Origin of the sequence: Streptomyces sp. AK08-02 (assembly GCF_033795085.1) — a bacterium.
Classification (GTDB): domain Bacteria; phylum Actinomycetota; class Actinomycetes; order Streptomycetales; family Streptomycetaceae; genus Streptomyces; species Streptomyces echiniscabiei.
In genome coordinates this window covers 1-24342 of record NZ_JARAZV010000001.1, presented here as the reverse complement: position 1 = coordinate 24342, position 24342 = coordinate 1, and the positions used below count along the sequence as shown (strand labels likewise).

Here is a 24342-nt window from a genome sequence, read left to right as displayed (position 1 = left end):
AGCGGAGGGGACGGGACTGGTCGAGAGAGGTGGAGAAGGGCGGGGCATGACGGGCGGCGGATCGCGGTGTTCTCCGCTCAGCCGTCGTCCTCGGTCAGTCCGATGCCGAGGTCCGTGACGTGGTAGATGCGGGTGCCGTCGGCCCACAGCCATGCGTCGGCGACGGCGTAGGGCCCGCGTTCGGTCTCTCCGGTCTCGGTCACCTCCAGCTCGACGGTGATCGTCCTGTTGCGCGGGGTCACCTGGCCCCGGTACTTCCAGGTGAGGGGGCGCCCGGGGAGTACCGGTTCGAAACGCGGCCGGCGCAGAGCGTCACCCAGGCCGCTCTCCAGCACGTAGAACTGGAGAAGTTGGTACATGGCCTGCACGCCCAGGGACCCCGGCTGGACCGGGTCCTGGAAGAAGTGGGCCTTGAAGAACCATTCGTCGGCGTCCACGTCCTTCTCCGCCCGCAGCCTCCCGAGCCCGGCCCGTCCGCCCTCCGGCCACCAACCGGTCACCCGGTCGAGCATCAGCAGCATCGGACCGGGGAGGTGGAGCGGCCCGTCGAAGTACTTCGCGGGCCTGGTGCCGAGATCGACACGGACGTCGCACGGCCGTTCCAGGGCCCGCCGTTCGTCGTCGCTCGGCGGCAGTCCGATCTGGTTCTCGAACGCCTCCGGCGGGAAGAAGCCGAACACAGTGGTGAGCGAGAACACCGGCTCGCCGTCGGCGAAGCACTCCACTCCGAAGGTCTCGATGATCATGTCGCCGCTGTGCGCGATGTCGAGCAGCCGGGTCCGGGTGCGCAGCACCTTTGTGCCGGGCCGGATCTCCCGCAGGACCGTTCCCGTGCCGTCGAGGTTGCGGAACAACAGGTCCTCGTCGTGGCCGAGGGCGCTGCCGACATACGAGGCCAGCCAGCCGCTGGCCTGCAGGACGACCTCCATGAGCACCCCGAGCGGCATGACGGGGAAGCCGTTCTGCTCGAAGTACCAGACCTGGTCCGGGACGTCGTACTCCACCTCCACCGCGCTGCCTGCCTGGGGCACCCAGGCGGGACCCTCCACGGCGACGGCACGGCTCATGAAGTGGAACGGCGGCCCCGGCAGCCGCGCCAGCCTGCGGGCGCTGTCGAACGGGGCGTAGGCGGCACCGAAGGCCTCGCTCGGTTTGCCCCACGCGCAGGCGAGCATCGAGGCGTAGTCGTAGCGGAAGCCCTGGGCCTCGGCGACCGCAGTCGTCTCGTGGTGGCCCACGAGGCCGGCGAGCGCGGGGTGCGGGACGGGCGCGCCGGTCGGCTGGACGGCGGCGGGCCCCAGATGCCGCCAGTGGGTCAGCGGCCAGTCCGGGACGAGCCGCAGCCGGACGCCCCGCGCGTGGAACGCCTTGACGCCGTCGACCGTGCACAGCACGTCCGCCACCAGTTCCGGTTCGGGTCCGGTGGACAGCCCCGACACGAACACCTCGTACGTCAACTGCCTGCTGTCGGGCGTCACTTGCCCGCGGCAGAGCATCGGCACAGGGTTGCCCGGGGCCGGTTCGAATCGCCAGCCGTCGCGGTCGACGGTGCAGCCGAGGGCGGCGAGATGGAACGCCATGGCCTGCAGACAACCTTCGAACATGAGGGTGCCCGGCATGCACGGGTCCTCGGGGAAGTGGCCCTCGAAGAACCAGTCGTCGGGTGAGACCTGGGTGACGGCCCGCAGACTGCCTCGGCCCCAGGGCCCACCGACGGGGTCGAACTCCGTTATCTCGTGCAGGAGTCGCAACCGCCCGTCGCCCGTCCGGGGCGAGCGGATGTGGCTACGGGTGAGTTCCCAGCCGGTGCCGAAGCAGTCGAAGGGCCTGCCTTGGGTGAACGCCCGCACCGCGTCGGGCCCGAAGGAACGCGCCGGGGAGCTGACAGGTGGCGGGTCGAAGGGCAGCGCGGGGTCGGGAGTCTCGGTCTGCGGATCCCACAACACGCCTCCGGTGCGGGCGAGTTCTTCGTCGGTGAAGAAGCCCGCCTGGCCGCCCCGCATGGTCAGCCGGAGTTCGTCCCCGACGTAGCAGTCGTAGTGGAAGAAGAACAGCCGGATGCCGCCGTGTTCGCCGTGGCCGTCGATGTGGATCTCGTAGCGGAGTGTCTCGCCCGGGAGTGGCGGGCTGCCGTGGTAGGTCAGTTCGCAGCCGAGAAGGCGGTAGACGCGCTCACCCCGGTTGAGCAGATCCACCCCGAGCCAGCTGATCAGCAGCAGGTCGGCCTGCCCGGCTTCCACCATGATCCCGGCGGGCATGCGTCCGCACGAGTCGAGATACCAGCTGTCGGGTCGGACGTCGGTCTCGGTCCGGATGGTCCCGGTACCCATGGAGGCCGGCTCCGCGTCGATTCCCGTGACGCGGTCCGCGAGCAGCATCGGCGGCGCGGGCATCCGGGTCTGCCGCCGGTACTGGTCCTGCGCGGCGAACAAGGGGCCGAACAGGGCGGACACCGGGCCGGTGGCGAGACGTTCCAGGTCGGCGCGGGTGAAGACAGGGCCGTGGGACACGTCGGGTGCGGCGGGGGTTGGTGGGGCCGCGGGAGCGGCCGCTGCCACGGGAGCCGACGGCATCGGGAGCGGGGACGGGGGCGGGGACGGGGGCGGGGAGGGGTGCGGGGGCGAACCGATGGCGTTCGGCGGCGAACCGGCCGATTTCAGATGAGCGGACAGGAGGTGTGCCGCCGCCCTCTGGCGTGTCGCCAGGAACTCCTCGTGCACCTGGGCCTGGACCGCGAGGAAGTGACGGTGGGCGGAGACGGCGAGGTGCTGTGTCTCCATGACCGCGGTCATCGCGGGGTGGTGTGTGAGGGTGCCGCGGGCGGGCGTGACACCGACCGGCGCGGCGGGTGCCTCGGCCAGGACGGGCAACGGAGCGGCGGCCGGCGCGGGGAGCAGGATCCGATCCGGGTCCCCAACCACCGTGGGAGCAAAGCGAGTTGCCGTTCCCCGCGCCGGGGCTGTGCCCGCGGCCGCACCCATGCCTGCGCCTGTGCCTGTGCCTGTGACCGCGTGGTACTCCGGTGTGCTCGGAAGTCGGGGTGCCCTCGACATCACCTCGTGGGCCGGTGGTGTGCCGGGATCGGGCAGCCGGATCGTCGGTGGATGCGCGGGCAGGGTGAGCCGGCGGCTCGTGGACCGGGGCTCGGGCCGGGCCGCGGCCAGCCTGTCGCACAGCGCGTCGGTGTCCGCCTCCACTCCCGCCGCCACCAACTCGACTGTGGCGCGCAGTAGTTGGCCGATTCCGCGACCCACGGGAGCATCCAGGGACACCGCGACGTGCTCGCGGTCCCCCAGGACCCGCCTGATCCATCCCGCGCAGTGGCTGCGGGGACCGTGTTCGACGAAAACCCGGACACCGTCCTCCCAGGCCTGTTCGACGGTACGGCCGAAGTCGATCGGGCCCAGGGCCTGTTCGGTCAGCGCGTCGGCCGCCGCGTCGGCGCTCGCGCGGTACCAGCGGCTGGTGGAACAGGTGTAGAAACGCACCCCGACATCGGTGGTGGGCAGATGGTGCATCCGCCACCAGGTGTCCCGGATCTCCGCCAACTCCGGTACGTGTGCGGCGACCTGGTAAGGAATGTGCAGCGCCTGGGTGGTACCCAGCCGGTCCAGGACCCGCAGACAGCCGCTCGCCTCACCGCCGAACACACAGGAGTCGGGGGTGTTGACGACCATCAGGTGCACCCCGGGCTCGTCCCCGATGGCGGCCCGCACCCGGTCGACGGGCTCCTCCACCTGGTAACTCGCCCATACGGTGCCCTCGACACCCAGTTTCCGCCAGGCACGGCGCGGCACCTTCAGCTCGCCGACCACACCGTCCGCGAACAGCTGGGCGCGCCGGGCCTGCGCGGACAGGCCGGTGACGTCCGTCCAGGCGCCCAGCGACGCCAGCGCGCTGGACTCGCCCGAGGAGTAACCGAGCGAGGCCTGCGGTTCGATCCGCAGCAGCGTTCGGGTGATCCGGGCGTGCAACTGGCCGAGTACGGACGCTCCCCAGATCTGGTCGAGCGCGTGCCGGGGCCGTGGCCGCTCGCTCTCGTGGGCCCAGCCCACCAGCCCGTGCAGCGGGCCGCTGCGCTCCTCGACGGCGGCGAGCAGGTCGGGAAAGGCCAGCATCACGTCGGCGCCCATGCCCGCGTACGCCATGGACCCCCCGGAGAAGACGAAGGCCACCTCGCCGCCCACGGGTCGGTCACGGAACGCCGTGAGGTCCGGCCGTGCGCCACCTTCCCCCGCGAGCCACTTCCGCGCCGCCTCGGTTCGGTCCGCGAGATCCTCGGGGCCTGCGGCGGCCAGCGCCAACCGGGCCGGACCGTCGGCAGACTCACGGCCCTCGGCGAGGGCGCGCACGACGTCCGCACGGCTGTGCCCCGAGAACACATGGACTCTGCGCGGGAGTTCGGTGACGTAGGGGGCCGGGTCGGCGGCGCGCAGCCGTATCTGGCGGGCGGGCCCGCCCAGCGGGTCCACCCCGGCCACGGCGGTCCGGGCACGCAGTGCGGGGCGGGCCGGGGCGCCGGCCCGTGGCACGGCCCGGTGGTGCAGGGCCAGCGCCGAGGACACCACGGCGAGCAGTCCGCTCGCGGCGTGGGCACGGCCGAACAGATCGGCCGGATCGAAGTGATCCGGTGTGGCGTCCGGCTGCGTGGGGTCCCCGACGGTCCACCGCCGCGCGACGGATTCCTCGTTGTGGCTCTCGGGCGGTGGTGTGTTCGCCAGTTCCGTGCCCGTCAGTTCCCCGTCCGTCAGTTCCGTGTCGGTCAGTTCCGTGTCGGTCAGTTCCGTGTCGGTCAGTTCCGTGTCGGTCAGTTCCGTGTCGGTCAGTTCCGTGTCGGTCAGTTCCGTGTCCAGCAGGGCGAGAACGGTGTCGCCGTCGGCGCGGGCGTCGGCGAGGCGCTTGAGCACCAGTACGACAGCCGCGTCTCCCGGCCGGTCGTCCCGGCCGAGTTCGGCCAGGGCCGCGCGGTGGACGGGCTCGTGCGCGAGGTCCACCGCGCCGACCAGCACGGCGTCGGCGTCGCCCGCCCGCAGCGCCCGGGCGCCGACCTCCAGCGCGACGAAGCCGGATGCCTCCTCCGCGCTGATCGTGAACCCTGGTCCGGTCAGGTCGAGTTGGGCGCTGATCCGGTTCGCGACCAGATTGGGCATCGTCCCCACCACGGCGGACGCCGACTGCGGTGACTGGACGGCGTCCCGCAGTTCCCGTACACGATCGTGGTCAGGGGCCCCGACCTCGTTTCCGGTCCCTTCTCCGGTCCCGAGGCTGTTCTCGTCCAGCAGCTCCGGGATCCGCCAGCGCGTGATGTACCGGGCCACTTCGGGATCGCAGCCCATACCGATGAGCACCATGGTCCGCTCCCCCGGCAGGACCGTACCGTCCGCTGCCTCCCGGGCCGCCTCAAGGACCAGGAGTTGCTGGGCGTGGGTGTGTTCCAGGTCCAGCGGCGGGAACCGCAGTCCGTCCAGGGCTACTTCCACGGTGTTCCGGGCATCGTCCCGGCGCTGCCCGGCGAACAGCGCGTCCCGCAGATCGTGCAGATCCCGGCCGTCACCGACCCGCGCGCCGACGGCGACGACGGCGATCGGCTCCGGCGTCCGAGGGGTGCGCGGCGGCGGGGGAAGCGCCGGGGTTCCGGAGTCGTCGCCGGTCCAGGCGTCGACGATCAGATGGGCGTTGTTTCCGCCGAAGCCGAACGCGCTGACCGCCGCACGGCGCGGCCCTGTCCACTCCTCGGGTTCGTGCAGCAGCCGCAGCGGGGTCCCGGCGAGCGCCGCGAGGGGTTCCTCCGCGCCGACCGTCGGCGGCCGGATCCCGGCGCGCAGGGCGCCCAGCGCCTTCAGCAGCCCGGCGGCACCGGCCGCGGTGATCAGATGCCCCACGTTGGACTTGGCCGAACCCGCGGGCAGATCCGCCGAGTCGGTGAACACCCGGGCCGCGCTGCGTACTTCGACCGCGTCACCGACGGGCGTGCCGGTGGCGTGGCATTCGAGCAGGCCGACGCTCTCGGGGGCGACGCCCGCGGCTTCGTAGGCCTGTCGCATCGCACGTTCCTGGCCGTCCTCCGAAGGGACGAGCAGTCCGCTGCCCCGGCCGTCGTTGGACAGGCCGATCCCACGGATCACCCCGAAGACGGGCGCGCCGGCGGCCAGGGCGTCGTCGAGGCGCATCAGGGCGACGAAGGCGGCGCCCTCGGCGGGGACGAGGCCGTCGGCGTCCCGGTGGAAGGGCCGACTCGATCCGCTGCGGCTCATCGCCGCCAGGCTGCAGAAGCTGACCTGGAGAAAGAGGTCGTCCGCGCTGTTGACTCCGCCCGCCACCATCAGGTCGGCCCTGCGCTCCTGCAGCTTTCGGCAGGCCAGCCCGATCGCGTAAAGGGCGGAGGCACAGGCCGCGTCGAGGGCGAACCCGCCGAGTCCCAGGCCGAGTTCGCGGGCGGTGAGATGTGCGGGCAGGCCGGACATGAAGCGGTTGCGGGGGTCCGGCGGCGGGCCGCCCGAGGTCAGACGCTGGTCGCGCAGCCAGATGTGTTCGGCGTAGGACGCCATGCCGGTGGTGGGGAACGACAGGTTGCCCAGCACCAGTCCCGCGCGGTGCAGCAGTTGTTCCTGGCCGGCCTCCCGAAGTGCGGCGGCGGCTCCGTGCCACGTCCACTGGAAGACGGGATCCAGGGAGGGGTCCAGCGGACCTGAGGCGGTGAAGTCCGTGACGTAGCCGGCCGTCCGGCTCCAGGTCCGGTCCGTGCAGTCGGCCGGATCGCCGAGTGCCCAGGCGTCGGACAGACGCCGACGGTCCTGCGGCGTGTCCCGCAGGCTGACCCGGCCCGCGAGGACGTTGTCCCAGAAGGTGTCGGGGTCGGGGGCGTCCGGCATGACGCAGCCGCGTCCCACGACAGCGATCGGTTCGAAGCGCATGGCCCCGGTCACCTCCGGCCCGGTGTCCCGGCGGGGGCCGGGAGAGTTCGTACGGAACGGTCGCCGCCGGAGGCGGAGTCGGGGCGGGAAGCGGCGGCGACCTGAGGGGCGTCCGAGGCCGAAGCCGGGGCGGAGGCCCGGGCCCGAGACACGTTGGCGGTGTCCGGACGGCGGACGAGGGTCACCCCGAGCAGCTCCGTGTGCACCGATCCGTCAGATTCCAGCAGGGCCACGTCGCAGGAGACGTCGAGGTCACGGGCCGCGCCCCGGGCGAGCACCACGCACCGGGCGCCCTCTCCCGCCGGGCCCCGGCCCGTCGTCCTGAGCTCCACCGCGCCCATCGGGAGGAACGCGCCGTCGTGCGCGTACTCGGCCCATTTCAGGGCGAGTTGGAGTCCCGCGTCGACAGCGGCGGGATCGGTGTGCCAGCCCTCACCGGGCCAGGCCAGTTCGCGTACTCCGCGTACCAGCGCTGCGGCGCCTGTCGCGGAGAGTCCCTCCAGGTCGGTGATCGCGTGGAAGGCCGGACCGTGGAACAGCACATGGCCGTCGTAGATCTCCCGGTCCGGGGGGCTGTCGAGATCCCCCACGTCGTACCGGGCCGAACGGGTGAGCGGGCGGTCCGCTTCCGTCAGGACCTCGACCGCCACCCGGTAGTGCGGCAGCGGAGAACCGCTGGTGAGTTCCAGGACGAGCCGCGGCGTCGCGGGATCCCCGGTGGTGTCCGCGATGGGAGCGGGCCGGCCACGGACCCTCAGCCGTTGTCCCCGCTCCGGGTCCGTGCCGGGTCCGTCGAGGCCGATCCGGCTGAGGACTTCCAGGTCGCGCAGGACGAAGCCCGGGGCGTCGGGACGCCATGCCCGGGCGGCGCCCAGGAACCACTCCGTGACCAGCGCCATCGGCACCACCGGGGTCGCGGCGACGCTGTGGTCCGCCAGAAACGGGTGGGAACCGAGTCCGACCACGATGTCCCCGCCCACGGCCTGTGCCTCAGGCGCGCCCAGGGACGCGGAGGCGTCCGCCTCGCCCGCGGTCAGGGTGACCCGTACCCGAGCAGGATCGGGTACGTCGTTCAGTTCGCGGAGCAGAGCCCGGGCGCCCGCGTCCGTCGGGATCAGTGGCACGCCCTGCTCACGGAAGTGCTCCCGCAGCTCCGGTCCCACCATGCCGCCGTCCCAGGGGCCCCAGGCGATCGACTTCACCAGGCAGTTCGGTCGGTTCACGGCGACGGTGGACACGACCTGCGCCAGGACCTCGTTCGCCATGGCGTAGTCGGCCTGGCCGGCGTTGCCGAAGCGACCCGCCACGGAGGAGAACACGCACACCAGGTCGAGCGGATCGTCCGCCGTCGCCACGAGCAGCGCCCGCAGCCCTTCGACCTTGGTGTCGAAGACGTCCGCGAACTGCGCGTCGGTCTTGTCGGCGAGCCGGCTGTCCGCGAGGACGCCCGCTCCGTGGACGATGCCGCTGATGGGCCCGAACTCCTCGCGCGCCGTGTCGAGGGCCCTGTGCAGCGCCCGCGCGTCGCGGGTGTCCACGGACAGATAGCGCACCCTGGAGCCGCTCGCCTCGATGGTGTCGAGGGTCGCCCGGATCTCGCGGACCGCCAGCACACGGGCGGCCTCGGCGGCCAGTTCCGCCGGGGACGGAATCGTGCCGCCCTGTCGGCGGGCCCGGCCGGCGAGCAGTCCCTTGAGCTGCCTCTCGTCCGTGGCCTCGGCCAACCCGGAGGGTTCCTCGGTCAGTTCGGTGCGGCCCAGCAGGACGATGGACGGCAGATGGGCCTCGGCCAGGGCGCACAGGGTCGCCGCCGTCACCCCGCGGGCACCGCCGGTTGCGACGATCACGGCGTCCGGGCCCAGTGGTCCGGCGTGTTCCCTCGCCGCCTCGGCCGGTCCTGCGGGCTCGGCCCTGTCCCGCAGCGCCCAGCGGGTGCCGTCGGCCCGCAGTCCGATGTCGCCGGCCGAACCACCGCGCAGCAGTTCGGTGGCGAGCACCTCGGCGAGGGCGTCGGCGTCGCGGTCACCGCGCTCGCAGTCGACGGCCTTGACCCCGGCGTCGGGCCACTCCTTCGCGGCGGTCCTGGCAAGCCCGGCCGATCCGCCTAGCCAGGCCCGTTCGCCCTGTCCGCCACCCAGCCCGAAGTCGCCTCCGGTGTCCTGGACGGTGACGAACACCCGACCCTGCGCGGCCAGTTGCCGGGCCACGGAACGGGCCGCGCCGAATGCCTCCCGGTTGACGGAGGTCGCCGCCTCGGCGGAGGTGACGGGGCGCAGACCGGAGAGCAGCACCACGCCACCGCCCTCCGCGTCGGCGACATCGGCGGCATCGGCCAGCACGGCCTCCGTCACGACCGCGGCCCGGACACCGTGTTCTCCCAGCCGTTCCACGAGCCGCCGGGCCACGCCGGTCCCCTCGTCGGTGACCAGGACCGGCCCGTCCCGCAGCCCCGCCAGCTCCATCCCCGGGAGCGGCGCGGGCACCATCACACTGACGGCCCGTGCCAACCGGGGAGGCGGCGGGGCCTGTTCGTCGATCGGACGTGGCGGCGGTGCGGGCAGAGCGACCGGTGCCGCGCCGGACTCGGCTTCACGGAGCTTGTCGGTGATCTGCTGGAGCGTGCGCAGCGGTGCGAGTTCATGGGCGTCGATTCGCGCGAGCGCCGGAACACGCTCACGAAGAACAGACAGAATCTGCACCCGCTTGATGGAATCAATCCCCAGATCCGTCTCCAACTCCATATGGGGTTCAAGAATTTCGGACGGGAATCCCGTCTTCTCCGCGACCACCTCGAAAAGCAGCGCGCCCACGTCTCCCACGACAACCGGATCCGGAGCCGGAGCCGGAGCCGGGAAAGAAACGCCGCCCGGGTTGTCGGCCCGCTGTGCCTCCCGCAACTTGTCACCTATCTCACGCAACGTGCGCAGCGGTGCGAGTTCATGTGCGTCGACCCGTGCGAGCGCCGGAACACGCTCACGAAGAACAGACAGAATCTGCACCCGCTTGATGGAATCAATCCCCAGATCCGTCTCCAACTCCATATGGGGTTCAAGAATGTCGGACGGGAATCCCGTCTTCTCCGCGACCACTTCCAGCAGCAGTGCACCCACGTCCAGCCCGGGGTCGACAGGAGGGGTCGCCGGCTCCGGGGCGGGTGTCGGCGCTGCCGTCGCTTCGGGCTGGGACGCCACCGGCGTCGTGAACTCCACTACAGGTGACGGCAGTTGGGGTGCCGACGGGATCAGAGGAGCCTGGTCCGGAAGCTGGGTGCCTGCGGGCGCACCGAGTGAGGAGGTCTCCAGCGTCCGCAGGAACTGCATATGGCTCTCCGCCATGGTCCGCTGAAACTCGCCGTGTGCTTCAGCGGCCTGCCGCTGGGTCTCCTGGAAGGCCGCCAGCCAGGGATCGGCCGCGGTCGCTCCGACGGGCGGCGCCGGTGCGAACCCGGCCTCCGTGGCTCCCTCGGCCGGTGCTGCCGCGGCGGCGGAGACGGGCCGGGGCAGTGCCTTCGCTCCCCCTGGCGGCGGGTAGAGCGCCCCATGGTTGGCGCCGGAGATCGGCACGGCCATCCGGGGCCGGGGACGGGGGCGGGAAGGTGAGTGGGCGGGGGCCTGCGGACGCGTACCCCGGTCTTCCTCGTCGCGGGCTTCCGTCGTGCCTCCCACCGCCCACAGCGCGTCCAGGTCCACGGCGACACCGGACACCGCCAGGGTGCCCAGGGCCTGCTGGAGCGCCGTGACGCCGTGGACTCCCCGACGGTCCAGGCTGAGAGCCAGGTGTTCCCGGCCGCCGAGGATCTCCCCGGTCAGTCCGGTCAGCGTCGAGCCCGCCCCGACCTCGACGAACGTGCGTACCCCTGACTCGTACATCGCCTCGACACCGGCGACGAACCGTACCGGTGACAGCAGATGCCCGGCGATCCGCTCCCGGATCAGCGCGGGATCCTCCGGATACGGCCGTGCGTCGGCGTTGCCGTACACGTCGAACTTCGGCGCCCGCAGGTCCAGGTCGTCCAGGAACTCGGTGAACGGCTCGACCGCGCCGGCCATCAGCGGAGTGTGGAAGGCACCCGACGCCCGCAACCGCCGTACGGTGACGCCCCGTTCCCGGAGCCGGTCTTCCAACCGGTTCACGGCGTCGGCCCGTCCGGACAGGACGACCTGCCCCGGAGCGTTCTCGTTGGCGGCCCACACCGCGTCCTCGAAGCCATCGGTCAGTGTGGCGACGTCCTCGCGGAGAACGCCCATCACCGCGAGCATGGCGCCCGGTTCCGTGGCCGCGTCACGCATCAGCTCCCCGCGCCTGCGCGCCAGTCGCAGCAGCACCCGCTCGTCGAGAACTCCGGCGGCGTGCAGTGCGACCAGTTCACCGAAGCTGTGGCCGGCGACGCAGTCGGGCTCGACGCCCGCGGCGCGCAGCACGGCGAGCAGTGCGGTGCTCTGCACGGCGAGCGCCGGCTGGGCCCACTCGGTGCGGGTGAGCAGGTCCTGTTGTGCGGCGCGGCTCTCTTCGGTGAAGGCGGGAACCGGGAACACCACCCGGTGCAGAGGGAGTTCGGCGTCGAGTTCGTGCCCTGCCGCCCGGTCCCAGGCCTCCCGGGCCGCAGGGAAGTGTATGGCCAGGTCGGCGCCCATACCGGTGTACTGGCTGCCCTGCCCGGAGAAGAGGAACGCGGTCCGGCCGGGCGTGGGGGTGCCGGTGCGGTAGGTGACACCGTCCGGCGTGGTCAGCGGACGGTCGGGGTCGCGGCGGATCAGCGTGCTCAGCTGCTCCAGGCGCTTGGCGAGATCCTCGGGCCCCGTGGCGGTCATGGCTAGCCGGTACGGATCGGACGGGCGGAAGGCGCGCTGAGCCGCCAACGCCGCGTCGGCCCAGGTGCCGTCGACTGCCTCGTTGACCAACTCCGCAGCTTGCGTGAGGAGTTCCTCCGCCGAGGGAGCGCCGAGGACGATCAGTTCGGTGGGCACCGTCCGGGCCGGCGGAACCGGACGGGACCGCGTCCCCGGTGCGGGAACGTACTCCTCCAGAGTGAGATGGAAGTTGGTGCCGCCGAATCCGAAGCTCGACACGGCGGCCCGCCGGGGCTGTGCCGCGTCCTTCACCCAGGGGCGGGCCTCGGTGTTCAGATACAGCGGACTGCTCTCCAACTCCAGTGCGGGGTTGGGTCGTTCCACCTTGATCGTGGGTGGCAGGACCTTGTGCCGGAGCGCCATCACGGCTTTGAGCAGCCCCGCCGCGCCCGCGGCCGACTTGGTGTGCCCGATCTGCGACTTCACCGAGCCCAGCGCGCACCACTGGCCGTCCGTACGGCCGGACTCCTCGAACACGGTGCGCAGCGCGGTGAACTCCGCGGCGTCGCCGGCCGTGGTCCCGGTGCCGTGCGCCTCGACCAGCTCCACCGACTCGGGGCCGTATCCGGCGGACGCGTAGGCCCGCCGCAGGGCACGGGCCTGTCCGGCGGGTACGGGCGTGTAGATGGCGCTTCCCCGGCCGTCGGAGGAGCTGCCGATCCCGCGCAGCACGGCATGGATCCGGTCTCCGTCGCGTTCCGCGTCATCGAGCCGCTTCAGCGCGAACATCACCAGCGCCTCGCCGAGCATCGTGCCGTCGGCGGCGTCGGAGAACGGCCGGCAGTCCCCGGACCGGGAGAGAGCCGGGGTCTTGCTGAAGCACATGTACATCAGGATGTCGTTGAGGGTGTCGACACCCCCGGTGATCATCAAGTCCGCTGTCCCGACGGCGAGTTCGTTCGCGGCGGCGGTCACCGCGGCGAGCGAGCTGCCGCAGGCGGCGTCCGTGGTGTAGTTGGAACCGTGCAGGTCGAAACGGCTGGCGATCCGGCCGGCGACGACATTGCTGAGCACTCCGGGGAAGGACTCCTCCTGCCACGGCACGTAGTGGCCGGCGATCCGGTCGCAGATCTCCTGGGCCCGCTCCTCCGGAATGCCGCTCTCCCGCAGCGACTTGAGCCACACCGGACGTTGCATGCGGTTGCTCATGGTGTGCAGGAGTTCCAGCGCCGCCGTGCCCAGGATGACCCCGGTCCGCTCGCCGTCGAACCGTTCGGCCCCGCTCAACCCCGCGTCGGCCAGCACCCGTTCGGCGACCGCGAGGGCGAGCAGCTGGGTGGTGTCGGTGGCGGGCAGTGCGTTGGGCGGGATGCCGTACGCCGACGGGTCGAAGTCGGTCTCGGGAAGGAACGCGCCGCGCCGGGCGTAGGTCCGGTCCTGGGCGGACGGATCGGGGTCGTAGTAGTCCTCGACGAGCCAGTGGTCGGCGGGCACGTCGGTGATCAGGTCCCGCCCGGTGAGAACGTTCCGCCAGAAGGCCTCCGTGTCGGCGGCACCGGGAGTCAGCGCGGCGGTGCCGATGACGGCGATGGGAACGTGCGGCGGGCGGTCCGAGCGGGCCGAACCGGTCGGCGCTGTCAAGTCGGCGGGCCCGGACAAGTCGGTCGGAGCGGTCGGAGCGGAATCATCAGGTCCGGATGACCCGGTCGAGGCGGTCGAGGCGGTCATAGGAGCTCTCCGTCTGCAGCAATGGGGGCGCCGCCGGGCGGCGTGAACGGCGTGCGGGCGAAACGACGATGTCCGGCGCGGACCGGAGCCGACCCGCGCGCCGGGGAGTCGTCGTGGGGGTTCAGGCCAGGGGCCGGGGCCGGTAGGCGAACGCGGCGGCGGGCAACGGCACGCCGTGGGTGCGCAGTTGCTGGGCGCGCGTGACCACGGCGGCTCCTTCGAGAAGGTTGAGCGCGATCTGGACCGCGGAACGGTTCTCGGGCAGCGCGAGGAAGCCGCCCTTCGTCCAGCGGTTGAAGGCACCCATCGCGGGTCCGCACCAGATCTGGTAGTCGGTGCGCCGGGCCGACTCGCCGGTGATCGCCCAGCGGCTCGACTGCCCCAGATAGGAACGGAACAGCAACGCCATACGGTGCTTGGGATCCCGCTCCGCACGGTCGAGCTGCCCCGGATCGCGGTCCTGCCAGTACCTGCGGGTGCTGCTCCACGACTCGTCGACTGTGCCACCCAGCACGTCGCGCTCCAGCCGGGCGCGTACGTCCTCGGGGATCGCCTCCAGCGACTCGCAGGTCCGGTACACCTCGTAGAGCTGGTGGGCCCGCGCGGGGAACATCGTGCCCCGGCGCAACACCTGGAGTTTCACGCCGAGTTCGAACATGTCGGACGCGGGCGCCATGGTGACGTCCGCGACGTCCGCCTGGCCGAGGAGCCCCTTGGCCTCGTCTGACAGTCCTGCCTCCAGGGCCACCTGGTTGACGGAGCCCGTGACCACGTACGCCGCGCCCATGGCGAAGGCGGAGGCCAGCGCCTGCGGGGTGCCGAGGCCGCCGGCCGCGCCCACCCGCGGCGGCACCCGATAGCCGTACCGCGCCGTGAGTTCGGTGCGCAGCGCGGCCAGGACTGGCAGGAGCACGCCCAGCGGCCGGTTGTCGGTGTGGCCGCCGCTGTCGGCCTCCACGGTGAGGTCCTCGGCCACGGGCACATGGGCGGCGAGGTCCGCCTCCCGTTCGGTGATCTCGCCGCGTTCCACGAGGACACGCAGGACAGCCGGCGGAGCGGGCGACAGGAACTGCTCGGCCACCTCCGGCCGCGACACCTTCGCGAAGACGCGGGTGCGCCGGACGATCTCTCCCGACGGGTCCGTGGCCAGTCCCGCCACGGCACAGCGGACCACCGCGGGCGTGAGCGCCATGAACGCGGACGCCGACACGACGGGCACGCGCCGGGTGACGAGGAGGTCGGCCACCCGCTCCTCCAACTCCGGTTCCTGCGGGGAGTGGATCAGGTTGACCCCCCAGTTGCGTCGGTCGCCGAGCCCCGCCGCGAGGTCCGCCACAGCTCGTTCGACGCTCCGGTGGTCCAGTCCGCCGGCGCCGAAGAACCCCATCAGATCGGCTCGGGCCAGCGCGACAACCATCCGTGTGGTCGCGATGCCGTTGGCCATCTCACCGCCGACGTACGGGAATCGGACCCCGTGGGCGGTGCAGAACGAGGTGTCTCCCAGCCACTCCGGGTAGAGCGGCGGCAGTGTGCCGAGGACCTCGTGCCGGCCTTCGGCGGCGAGGCGGGTGCGGGCCGACTCGCTGCCGGGAGCCAGGCCCGTCCGGCCGGTGGAGCGTTCCCGCACGATGTGTACGGCTTCTCTGATGCGGTGCGCGCGTCGCACCAGCGCGTCACCCGCGAAGTCGGGGGCCCACGGGTCGATCGGGCCGGTGACGGCGATGCCTCCGCCCGGAGTGGGTGCGCCGCTTTCGGTGAGCACACTCTCTGCAACCATGTTCCGTCCTTCGCCGGCGTGGGTCGTTCCGCCGCGGCCGCGCCGGTGGCAGCCGCGGTGCTGGGGAGGATGAGCAAGGGCCCGCGCCGGCCGCCAGGGGGAGCGGCGGGGGCGCGGCGCGGGCAGTCGTGGGCGGCGTCGAATCACGCGCCTGGCGAACACGTGTGCGTGGCGTCGCCGGGCAGAGGGGTGTTCGACGCCCGGGCCTAGGTGCCGGAGGCTGAACGGAGGGCGCGGTCCTCGGTCCAGTCGATGGTCAGCTCCCGGCGTGCGAAGAGCCAGGATCCGTTCGTACGACGGTAGGAGTCGTGGTAGCGGATGGACCGGACCCGTATCCGGTCCACCCCGTCGACGGGGTGGATCTCGTGCGCCAGGCAGTACGTCTCCCCGGTCGCGCTGTCCCCGGCGAGCCGGACCAGGTGGTTGCCGACGAAGTGCGTGGTGACCCGGCACGGTTCCAGCACGGCCAGCGCCTTCGCCCAGCCGTCGCGCCCGTCGAGTACGAGCGGCGCCCGAAGGCTGCCCGGCGGTCTCATGAGCACCAGCTCGCCCCCCTCACCGAACAGTGACGCGAACAGCTCCGTCATCCGCCGGTCGAGGGCGTGGGCGTATGTGTCGACGAGTTGCCGCAGATCCATCCGGTCCCGCAGATCGTGCCCGTCGTCCGTTGGGACCGCGTACGGCGGGCCGGCCACCGCGAACCCTTGCGAGCGGGCGGGTGCGTGCTCGTCCACCGGGTGGGTGGCCTCCGGGGTGCCGGGTCCGTTCGAGGGTCCGGTGGGGTCGCCCGGGACAGCGTCACCCGGGTCGGTGGGGGTGCTCAGGGGGTGGGGAGGGGTCAGCTCGGTCAGGTCTGTCACGTGCTCCACCAAGCGGGTCGGGGACGTCGTCCTGGAGGGGGTTGGCGGGGTCAGCTGTCGTAGGAGTCCGTGGGTACGGGCAGCGGTAGCCGGAGCGCCTTGATGACGCGTTCGCCGATCGGCCGGAGCAGGGTGTGGAGCCGGCGGGTGGCCGCGGGGCCCAGGGCGTTCCAGGGCGCGGCGGCGAAGCGGTCGGTGAGCTCCTCGACCGTGTCCCGGGCCGAACGCCCCTCGGTGGTGAGTTCCCCGTCGACGTCCAGCAGCCCACGGTCGCGCAGCCTTCGCTCGCCCTCGGCCCATTCCTCGTCGCTCCAGCCACGCCGGGCCTGGATGTCCTCCCGGACCTCGCCGCCGGCCGCGGTGATGCTCACCAGCGCCTCGACACCGTCGAACCCGGCGTGCGTCAGCGCGGCGACATGCCCGTCACCGCGGAACTCCCGCAGCGTGGTCGCCGCCTGCCACAGCGCGAGATGCGGTACCGACGAGGCTTCGAGGGCGGCGTTCGCGGCTCCGAGCGGCCGTCCGGGCACGGTGCACGCGCCGGCGGCGTCGGTCGCGAGTGACGCCGCCTCGGCGAGTTCCGGCCCGTCGAGCACGTCGCCCAGTACCGCACGCAGCGCCGCGTCGACTCCGGCCAGCCGCGCGGCCAGCACCTTCTCGGGTGCCGCCTTCTCCCACACCGCCGGGACCGCCGCTGCGACCACACTCGGCCGGAAATGGTAGAACGCGGCGGTGACCACCGGCGCAGTGACCGCTCCGAGCGGTGCCGCGCGTCCACCGAAGTAGCCACGCCAGGTGCCGCTCAACCCGACGCCACGGAAGGCCTCGTAGACCTGGGGCGCGTAGTAGACCACCGCGTGATACGGCTCCAGGACGTCGTGCAGCACGCGCGCGGGGTCCCGGCGCGCCACCGTCGGCGCGCTCACCTGGAGGCTCCTTCCAGGAGCGCCTCGTCGGCGTCGACCACGGAGACCGGCGTATCCGCCGCACCCACCAGGTCGGGCGCGTCCGGCGGTGCCGCCGGGAAGTGGAGCAGACCGGACAGCCCCCGTTTGTCGATCTCGTTGGCGATCATCAGCCGCTGGACCTCGGAGGTGCCCATCCAGATCCGGTCGACGCGCACATCCCGGTAGAGACGCTCCACCGGGTTGTCCCGGATGAATCCGCGCCCTCCGAAGATCTGCACCGCCCGGTCCACGACGCGTCCGGCGGCCTCCGTGGCCGACACCTTGGCCATGGCCACCTTCGCGTTGAGCGTCTTGGGATCCCCGCCCTGGTCGATGTCCCAGGCGACCCGGTGGACCAGCATGCGATTGACGGCGATGTCCGTCGCGGAGTCCGCCAGCATGGCCTGGATCAACTGGTGCTTGATGATGGGCTTTCCGCCCTGCACCCGCTCACGCGCCCAGTCCGAGGCCAGCCGCAGAGCACGCTCCGCGGCGCCCACCGCGTGCGCCGCGACCAGCACGCGTTCCTCGAAGAACGTCGCCTGGACCAGCGCGAGCCCGTCGCCCACCGAGCCGAGGACGGCGTCCTCGCCGACCTCGACCTCGTCCAGGGCGAAGTGCGGGTGTTCGTAGGCGAAGTTGTGGGAGTAGCGCGGGGTATCGAGGAGCCTCACACCGGGCGCGTCCTTGTCGACGAGGAACATCGTGGGAGCGGCGTCGGGCTGCACCACCGCCAGGACGATCAGGTAGTCGGCCACATCGCCCATGGTCACGAACCACTTCTCGCCCGTGATGCGGTATCCACCGGGCCTGCGCTGCGCCACGGTCGCGATCCGCCGGGGATCGGAGCCCGCCTCGGGTTCCGTGATGGCCCGGGCCCCGAACCTCTCGCCGCGGTTCTCCGGGAACAGATAACGTTCCCGCTGCTCGGGGGTGAAGGCCAGCAGAGCGGCCGCGGTGGGGCGCCACACCGCCGCCCACAGCCCATTGGTGAGCGTCCCCAACTCCTCTTCCACGGTGACCTGTTCGGTCCAGTTGAGCCCCGCTCCACCCCACTCGACCGGTGCGTTCATCGCCTGCAGGCCGCTGTCCAGCACGATCCGGCGCAGGGCGGCGCGGCTCTCGGGGCCGAGGCCGCCCGACGTCTCGCACTCGTCCTCGTAGGCCGCGATTCTCTGCGCGAGATCGACAGCGCGTTCCTTCAGCCGGACGAGCCTCGGTGAATAGGAGAAATCCATCGGAAGTGCCTCTCTGGGCGTGCGAACGCGCTTGCGCACGGTGGCTTTACAGGGCGGCAGAAACTCGGGGCGGAGGGAGCGGTACGGGCCTCGCGCCTCGGCCCTTGGATCATTTGGAACATCAAATGGGCGGACCGTCCCAGCCCCTGGACAGAATCCCGGCGGGGTTCTCACCTGGGGAAGGAATAATGGTTCGAATACGCCGTGCGTCTTGGCCGGATCGGGTCACGAACTCTTCTCGATGGGTCCCACCATGACCGCAATCCGTCCCGCCCGGCTACCCCCGCATGAGGGGGAAACGGAACGATTCGTTCGACAGCGGGAGCGCCAAGCGCCGGCCGGGCGTGGACAGGTTACGCGAGTCACCTCGACTGGGCCGACGTCTCGTCATATGCCATGTGCCTGAGTTCACTTGACGAGCTCGGGGGTCCTTGCTGAAGTGTTCCCCACGACGACGGGGACGCCCGCAGCCGAGTCCGGGCCGACGCACGCATGCGCCCTGGACCAGCGCCCCCGGAGCCCCGCCCCCCGGCAGCCCGATGGCCTTGCCGGACGCCCGTCGCGTCACCGTCCGCGCCTCGGCCTGTCGACGTCGTAGCACCACGGGACGTCGCCCGAAGAGCGGCCGCGACGAAGCATGGCCAATTTCCCTGTCCGGCAACGGTGTTGCACCCGCGCCCGCAAGCTCACCCCCACGATCGGGCCGTCGGCGCTCCTGCTCCTGGCGCCATTCCGACGCGTCGGCCCGATCCCCCACCGTGAAAGCCGACCCGGGCGACCGCCAGGGTTCACCGCCCAAACCGGGCCGAATCTCGCCGGTACCCGGCCAAACATCGCGTGGGCACGATCATCGTATCGAGTTAATGGCGCCAACTTTCCTTGGCACGCGGGCCGAAGCCGCCACTACTGTTCACCTGGGTCTGGACGGATTATCCCTCGAAAGCACCCTTTTCTCCTGTTTGGTCCGATGAGCCCATACAGGTGCCATCACCGCCCGGAGCAAGGAGAGCTCGCCCGATGACTGTTGACTCGATCCCGGACGCGCAACTGGAGCCGCCCCGGCAATCCCTCGACACGGCGGCCGCCCGCAACCTCGCCAACACGACCAAGTCCGCCCCGCAGATGCAGGAGATCACCTCCCGCTGGCTGCTGCGGATGCTCCCCTGGGTGGAGACCAAGGGCGGGGCCTACCGGGTGAACCGTCGCCTGACCTACACCGTCGGCGACGGGAGCGTGGAGTTCGTCCAGGACGGCGCCGCTGTCCGGGTGATCCCCCAGGAACTCGGTGAACTGGCCCTGCTGCGCGGCTTCGAGGACGCGGAGGTACTGACCGCCCTCGCCGATCGGTGCGTCCAGCGCGACTTCCGGGTCGGCGAGACACTGGTGGAGCGCGGTGCGCCCGCGGAACACCTCCACCTGATCGCGCACGGCCGCGTCAGCCGGACCTCCGTCGGCGGCTACGGCGACGAGGTCGCCGTGGACGTGCTCGCCAACGGCGACCGGTTCGGGGACCACGCCCTGCTGAACGGGAGCGCCCCGTGGGAGCACACCGCCACCGCGGTGACCTCGGGCACCCTGCTCACCCTGTCGCGCGCCGACTTCGAGGCCGTCCTGTCCATGGCACCGGGCCTCCGGGACCACATCGAGGGGTTCAAGTCCCTTCCCCGGCAACGGCAGAACCACCGCGGTGAGGCGGAGATCGCGATGTCGGCCGGCCACACCGGCGAGCATGACCTGCCCGGCACGTTCGTCGACTACGAGCTGAACCCGCGCGAGTACGAACTCTCGGTCGCCCAGACCATTCTCCGGATCCACACGAGGGTCGCCGACCTCTACAACGGGCCGATGAACCAGACCAAGGAGCAACTCAGGCTCACCGTCGAGGCGTTGCGCGAGCGCCAGGAGCATGAGCTCATCAACAACAGGGAGTTCGGCCTGCTCCACAACGCCGACTTCAAGCAGCGCATCCAGACGCATTCCGGGCCGCCGACCCCGGACGACATGGACGAGCTGCTCTGCCGCCGTCGAGGGTCGAAGTTCTACCTCGCGCACCCCAGGACCATCGCGGCGATCGGGCGTGAGTTCAACGCGCGGGGACTCTATCCGGACCACGTCGACGTGGGTGGTCAGCAGGTCCCGGCCTGGCGCGGGGTTCCCATCCTGCCCTGCAACAAGATCCCCGTCACGAGGGAGATGACGAGCTCGATCCTCTGTATGCGTACCGGCGAGGACAACCAGGGCGTCATCGGTCTCCATCAGACGGGCCTGCCGGACGAGTACGAACCGGGTCTGTCAGTCCGGTTCATGGGCGTCAACGAGCAGGCGATCACCTCCTACCTGGTCAGCGCCTACTACTCGGCCGCCATCCTCGTGCCGGACGCGGTCGGCGTGCTGGAGAACGTGCAGATCGCCCATCGGCCCAGGTAGACAGCCGCCCACCCCACCAAGGAGCCATCGATGCCCGCGCCCGAGCCAACACCTCCGCAGTCGAGCCTGCCGGCGGCCGCTGACCGCTTCGGGGCGCAGGTCCTCGCCGAGGCCGCGGCCCGTGCCCGCGATGTCAGGGCTGCCACCGGCGGCTCACCCGACGAGCTGTCCCTGCCCACACCGCCCGCGCTCTCCGTGCCGACGCCGCCTCCCCCCGAGGCCCCGACAGCCGTGGTGCCGGATCCGATCCTCGGCCTGGAACGGATCCTGCGCGGCCCCAGCGGCCTGGGCACGGCGGACCTGCGCCTGGTCCTGCCGGAACAACTGCCTCCGCCTCCACAGCCGCCTGCGGCTTCCGCGGAGGGCAGCGCCATCCCGGGCCTCTACCACCACGAGGTGGCGGAGCCCGATCCGGTGCGGGTCGAAGAGGTCAGCCGAAGGATCAGGTCCTGGGCGCTGGACGAGGTCTCTCTGTATCCCGAGGACCTGGCGGAGCAGTTCGACGGCTTCTCCGTGGGCCGTTACATGGTCGGCTGTCATCCCGACGCTCCCAGCGTCGACCACCTGATGATCGCCACCCGCCTGATGGTGGCCGAGAACGCGGTGGACGACTACTACTGCGAGGACCACGGGGGCTCCCCCGTCGGCCTCGGCGAACGCCTGCTGCTGGCGCACACGGCACTCGACCCCGTGTACACGACGGAGGAGTACCAGGCGCAGTGGGCGAAGTCGCTCCACGCCGACGCGCCCCGGCGCGCCTACCGCTCCGCGATGGACTACTTCGTCCAGCTGGCCAGCCCCTCCCAGAGCGACCGGTTCCGGCACGACATGGCCCGGCTTCACCTGGGGTATCTCGCCGAAGCGGCCTGGGCGCAGCTGGACCACGTACCCGAGGTGTGGGAGTACCTGGCGATGCGCCAGTTCAACAACTTCCGCCCCTGCCCGACCATCACCGACACCATCGGCGGCTACGAACTGCCGACGGACCTGCATGCCCAGGCCGCCATGCAGAAGGTCATCGCGCTCGCGGGGAACGCGACGACCATCGTGAACGACCTGTACTCGTACACGAAGGAACTCGACGCTCCGGGCCGGCACCTGAACCTGCCCGTCGTGATCGCCGAACGCGAGGGTCTCTCCGACCGGGACGCCTATCTGAAGTCCGTCGAGGTCCACAACGCCCTCATGCACGACTTCGAGACCAACGCCGCCGCCCTGGCCGCCGACTGCCCCGTCCCAACCGTGCAGCGCTTCCTGCGGGGCGTGGCCGCATGGGTCGACGGAAACCACGACTGGCACCGGACCAACACCTACCGCTACAGCCTGCCCGATTTCTGGTAACCGCTTCCGATAAGAAGAATGGACTCGTCTGTGACCAGCACGACCAGCACCGAACTCATCGCCACCGACGCTCCTGTGCGTATCCCCGGCCCGGCGTCTCCCTACCAGGGAGACATCGCCCGCTACTGGGACGGGGAGGCCAGGCCCGTGAACCTGCGTCTCGGCGATGTCGACGGTCTCTACCACCACCACTACGGCATCGGTGATGTCGACCACGCCGCGCTCGGCGACGCCGAGGACAGCGAGAGCGAGAAGAAGCTGATCGCCGAGCTCCACCGCCTGGAGTCCGCGCAGGCCGATCTCCTCCTTGAGCACCTCGGCGACATCGGGCGGGACGACACCCTGGTGGACGCCGGCTGCGGGCGCGGCGGGTCGATGGTGATGGCGCACCAACGATTCGGATGCAAGGTCGAAGGTGTCACGCTGTCGGCCAAGCAGGCCGACTTCGCCAACCGGCGTGCCCAGGAACTCCGTATCCAGGACCACGTCCGCGCGCGTGTCTGCAACATGCTCTCCACACCCTTCGAGACCGGGCAGGCCGCCGCCTCGTGGAACAACGAGTCGAGCATGTACGTCGACCTGCAGGACCTCTTCGCGGAACACTCCCGCGTCCTCAAGGTCGGCGGTCGCTACGTGACCATCACCGGCTGCTGGAACCCGCGGTACGGCCAGCCCTCGAAGTGGGTCTCCCAGATCAACGCGCACTTCGAGTGCAACATCCACTCACGTCGGGAGTACCTGCGTGCCATGGCGGACAATCGTCTGGTGCCCCAGGCGGTCATCGATCTCACGCCCGCCACCCTGCCCTACTGGGAGCTGCGGGCAACGTCCTCGCTGGTGACGGGAATTGAGGAGGCGTTCATCAACTCCTACAGGGACGGGTCCTTCCAGTACGTCCTCATCGCCGCCGACCGAGTCTGACCTTCTGCCACCGGTTCACGGCTGGGCGGCACAGTACGCCCAGCCGTCCTGGCTGGCCTTGTCAGGGTGACGGTGCCGCCTCGGGAGTACGGGCGGCGGCGAGTACGTCGGGCAGGGGCAACGCCAGCGCGGCGGCGAGCTCGGCCAGCTCCGCTCGTGTGGGATGGACCGGACCGTGTGCCCCGTCCTGGGCGAAGACCCGGATGCGAGGGGTGCGGATACCGGTCCGTATGGCGAGGGCCTGCGCGTTCAGGTGACGACGGCGCATGCCCTTCTGCAGCAACTCCGAAAGATCAGCCATCCGCTTCGTCTGCCCAGCCCTGACCATTTCATCCGGTTCACCCGGCTGAACGACGAAGAGACGAAGCCGACAGAGCCGATCAGTCTCCGTCCGGCCGGTCCTTGCCGACCGGGCGGAAGCACGCCGACACCGTCTTGCCGTGCCGCTGACACTTCATCTGCAGCTCGTCGGCGAGCATCCGTACGATCCCCACGCCGCGGCCGGAGGTCTCGCCCGACTGCGGGTCGCGCTGACTCGGCAATGTCGGGTCCTCGTCATGGACGTTCACATGGAGGCAGTCCCCGTCCCAGGTGAGGACCAGACTCGCGTCGCTGCGCGCGTGGACATGTGCGTTGGTGAGCAGTTCGGACACTGTCAGGACGACAGCGTCCACCGTCTCCGGCTCGTCAGCGGCCCAGTGAAGCGACTGCAACTGCCTGCGCGCCCGGTGCCGACCGGCGCGTACGCCTCCTGAGGCGGGAAACGAATGTGCCCAGCCCATCGCCTTGATCGCCACCGACTTCTCCTTCCTGTCATCCGCGTTCCTGTCATCCGCGCTCAACTCGTACATATCGCCTGCCCACCGGCCGCGATCCCAGTCGTCCGCGACCGGTCCCTTGCCGTACGAGTGCCGTACGAGTGCCACGCGAGTGCCGTACGAACCCGGCTGACGGCGGTACGCCGGATGCCCCGAGCGGCGAATAAGAAACAGATAAATTCCCGCGTGTGCGCAGATCATGACGGGGCACACGGCGGAACGGAGGTTGATAACAATGGTTCCCCTGATACTCGTTCTGCTTCTCGCCCTGATCCTCTTCGGTGCCGGGTTCGCCCTGAAGGCCCTGTGGTGGATTGCCGTGATCGTCCTGGTGATCTGGCTGGTCGGATTCCTCGCTCGCTCCACCGGAGCGGGCGGAAAGCGAGGCCGCTGGTACCGCTGGTAGATCGCGGGCACAGAGCCCGAGGAGGGGTGGGGGCACACCGAAAGCCGGTGTGCCCCCACCCCTTTTCCGCTTGCGCCTAGGCGGTGTCTTCAAAAGATCTTGAGTAGTGGATCATGGTGGGGTGATACGTCGCCATGAACTGTCCGATGCCGAGTGGGAGTTCGTCGGGCCACTG

The 24342-nt window shown here is 71.0% G+C and carries 12 protein-coding genes; 4 read left to right on the top strand and 8 right to left on the bottom strand.

The features are described 5' to 3' along the window. Window positions 1–77: 77 nt before the first annotated feature. The 6 genes from PV734_RS00060 to PV734_RS00035 form a co-directional block, all read right to left on the bottom strand. Window positions 78–6914 (bottom strand): beta-ketoacyl synthase N-terminal-like domain-containing protein, encoded by a 6837-nt coding sequence (locus PV734_RS00060; protein WP_319288438.1) that lies wholly within the window; start codon window positions 6912–6914, stop codon window positions 78–80. An 8-nt stretch (window positions 6915–6922) separates the two neighbouring features. Further along, window positions 6923–13345 (bottom strand): SDR family NAD(P)-dependent oxidoreductase, encoded by a 6423-nt coding sequence (locus PV734_RS00055; protein ID WP_319288437.1) that lies wholly within the window; start codon window positions 13343–13345, stop codon window positions 6923–6925. Window positions 13346–13553: 208 nt separating this feature from the next. After that, window positions 13554–15209, bottom strand: coding sequence for a PfaD family polyunsaturated fatty acid/polyketide biosynthesis protein (locus PV734_RS00050; protein ID WP_319288436.1), 1656 nt, complete (start codon window positions 15207–15209; stop codon window positions 13554–13556). A gap of 206 nt (window positions 15210–15415) precedes the next feature. Further along, entirely contained in the window at window positions 15416–16069 is a 654-nt protein-coding gene (locus PV734_RS00045; RefSeq protein WP_319288435.1) for a nuclear transport factor 2 family protein, read from the bottom strand. 50 nt (window positions 16070–16119) lie between these two features. Then, a complete protein-coding gene (locus tag PV734_RS00040) occupies window positions 16120–16995 on the bottom strand; it encodes an SCO6745 family protein (protein WP_319091377.1) in 876 nt (291 codons plus the stop codon). Then, the gene (locus PV734_RS00035; RefSeq protein WP_319091376.1) at window positions 16992–18254 is read right to left on the bottom strand and encodes an acyl-CoA dehydrogenase family protein; all 1263 of its coding nucleotides are present in this window, start codon (window positions 18252–18254) and stop codon (window positions 16992–16994) included. Before PV734_RS00035 ends, PV734_RS00040 begins: the two co-directional genes overlap by 4 nt. A gap of 1017 nt (window positions 18255–19271) precedes the next feature. Here PV734_RS00035 and PV734_RS00030 point away from each other — a divergent pair. From PV734_RS00030 to PV734_RS00020, 3 genes are read left to right on the top strand one after another with little or no spacing between them, the layout of a single operon-like run. Continuing rightward, the gene (locus tag PV734_RS00030; protein ID WP_319288434.1) at window positions 19272–20681 is read left to right on the top strand and encodes a family 2B encapsulin nanocompartment shell protein; all 1410 of its coding nucleotides are present in this window, start codon (window positions 19272–19274) and stop codon (window positions 20679–20681) included. 30 nt (window positions 20682–20711) lie between these two features. After that, a complete protein-coding gene (locus PV734_RS00025; protein ID WP_319288433.1) occupies window positions 20712–22022 on the top strand; it encodes a family 2 encapsulin nanocompartment cargo protein terpene cyclase in 1311 nt (436 codons plus the stop codon). A gap of 18 nt (window positions 22023–22040) precedes the next feature. Further along, entirely contained in the window at window positions 22041–22943 is a 903-nt protein-coding gene (locus PV734_RS00020) for a geranyl diphosphate 2-C-methyltransferase (RefSeq protein WP_319091373.1), read from the top strand. Window positions 22944–23004: 61 nt separating this feature from the next. On the opposite strand, the gene PV734_RS00015 is transcribed toward PV734_RS00020, so the two are convergent. Continuing rightward, entirely contained in the window at window positions 23005–23244 is a 240-nt protein-coding gene (locus PV734_RS00015; protein WP_319091372.1) for an XRE family transcriptional regulator, read from the bottom strand. 79 nt (window positions 23245–23323) lie between these two features. Then, on the bottom strand, window positions 23324–23740 hold the full coding sequence (locus tag PV734_RS00010; protein WP_319288761.1) for an ATP-binding protein: 417 nt from the start codon (window positions 23738–23740) through the stop codon (window positions 23324–23326). A 256-nt stretch (window positions 23741–23996) separates the two neighbouring features. On the opposite strand from PV734_RS00010, the gene PV734_RS00005 reads away from it, so the two are divergent. Then, window positions 23997–24167 carry a hypothetical protein gene (locus tag PV734_RS00005; protein ID WP_044472719.1) on the top strand — a complete coding sequence of 57 codons (171 nt, stop codon included), beginning with the start codon at window positions 23997–23999 and terminating at the stop codon, window positions 24165–24167. The last annotated feature ends 175 nt before the right edge of the window (window positions 24168–24342 follow it).

Excerpts from the sequence above, each read along its gene's own strand:
- PV734_RS00060 (WP_319288438.1), bottom strand. The coding sequence starts at position 6,914 with ATGCGCTTCGAACCGATCGCTGTCGTGGGACGCGGCTGCGTCATGCCG.
- PV734_RS00050 (WP_319288436.1), bottom strand. The coding sequence starts at position 15,209 with ATGGTTGCAGAGAGTGTGCTCACCGAAAGCGGCGCACCCACTCCGGGC.
- PV734_RS00035 (WP_319091376.1), bottom strand. The coding sequence starts at position 18,254 with ATGGATTTCTCCTATTCACCGAGGCTCGTCCGGCTGAAGGAACGCGCT.
- PV734_RS00020 (WP_319091373.1), top strand. The coding sequence starts at position 22,041 with ATGGACTCGTCTGTGACCAGCACGACCAGCACCGAACTCATCGCCACC.
- PV734_RS00005 (WP_044472719.1), top strand. The coding sequence starts at position 23,997 with ATGGTTCCCCTGATACTCGTTCTGCTTCTCGCCCTGATCCTCTTCGGT.
- PV734_RS00030 (WP_319288434.1), top strand. The coding sequence starts at position 19,272 with ATGACTGTTGACTCGATCCCGGACGCGCAACTGGAGCCGCCCCGGCAA.
- PV734_RS00025 (WP_319288433.1), top strand. The coding sequence starts at position 20,712 with ATGCCCGCGCCCGAGCCAACACCTCCGCAGTCGAGCCTGCCGGCGGCC.
- PV734_RS00015 (WP_319091372.1), bottom strand. The coding sequence starts at position 23,244 with ATGGCTGATCTTTCGGAGTTGCTGCAGAAGGGCATGCGCCGTCGTCAC.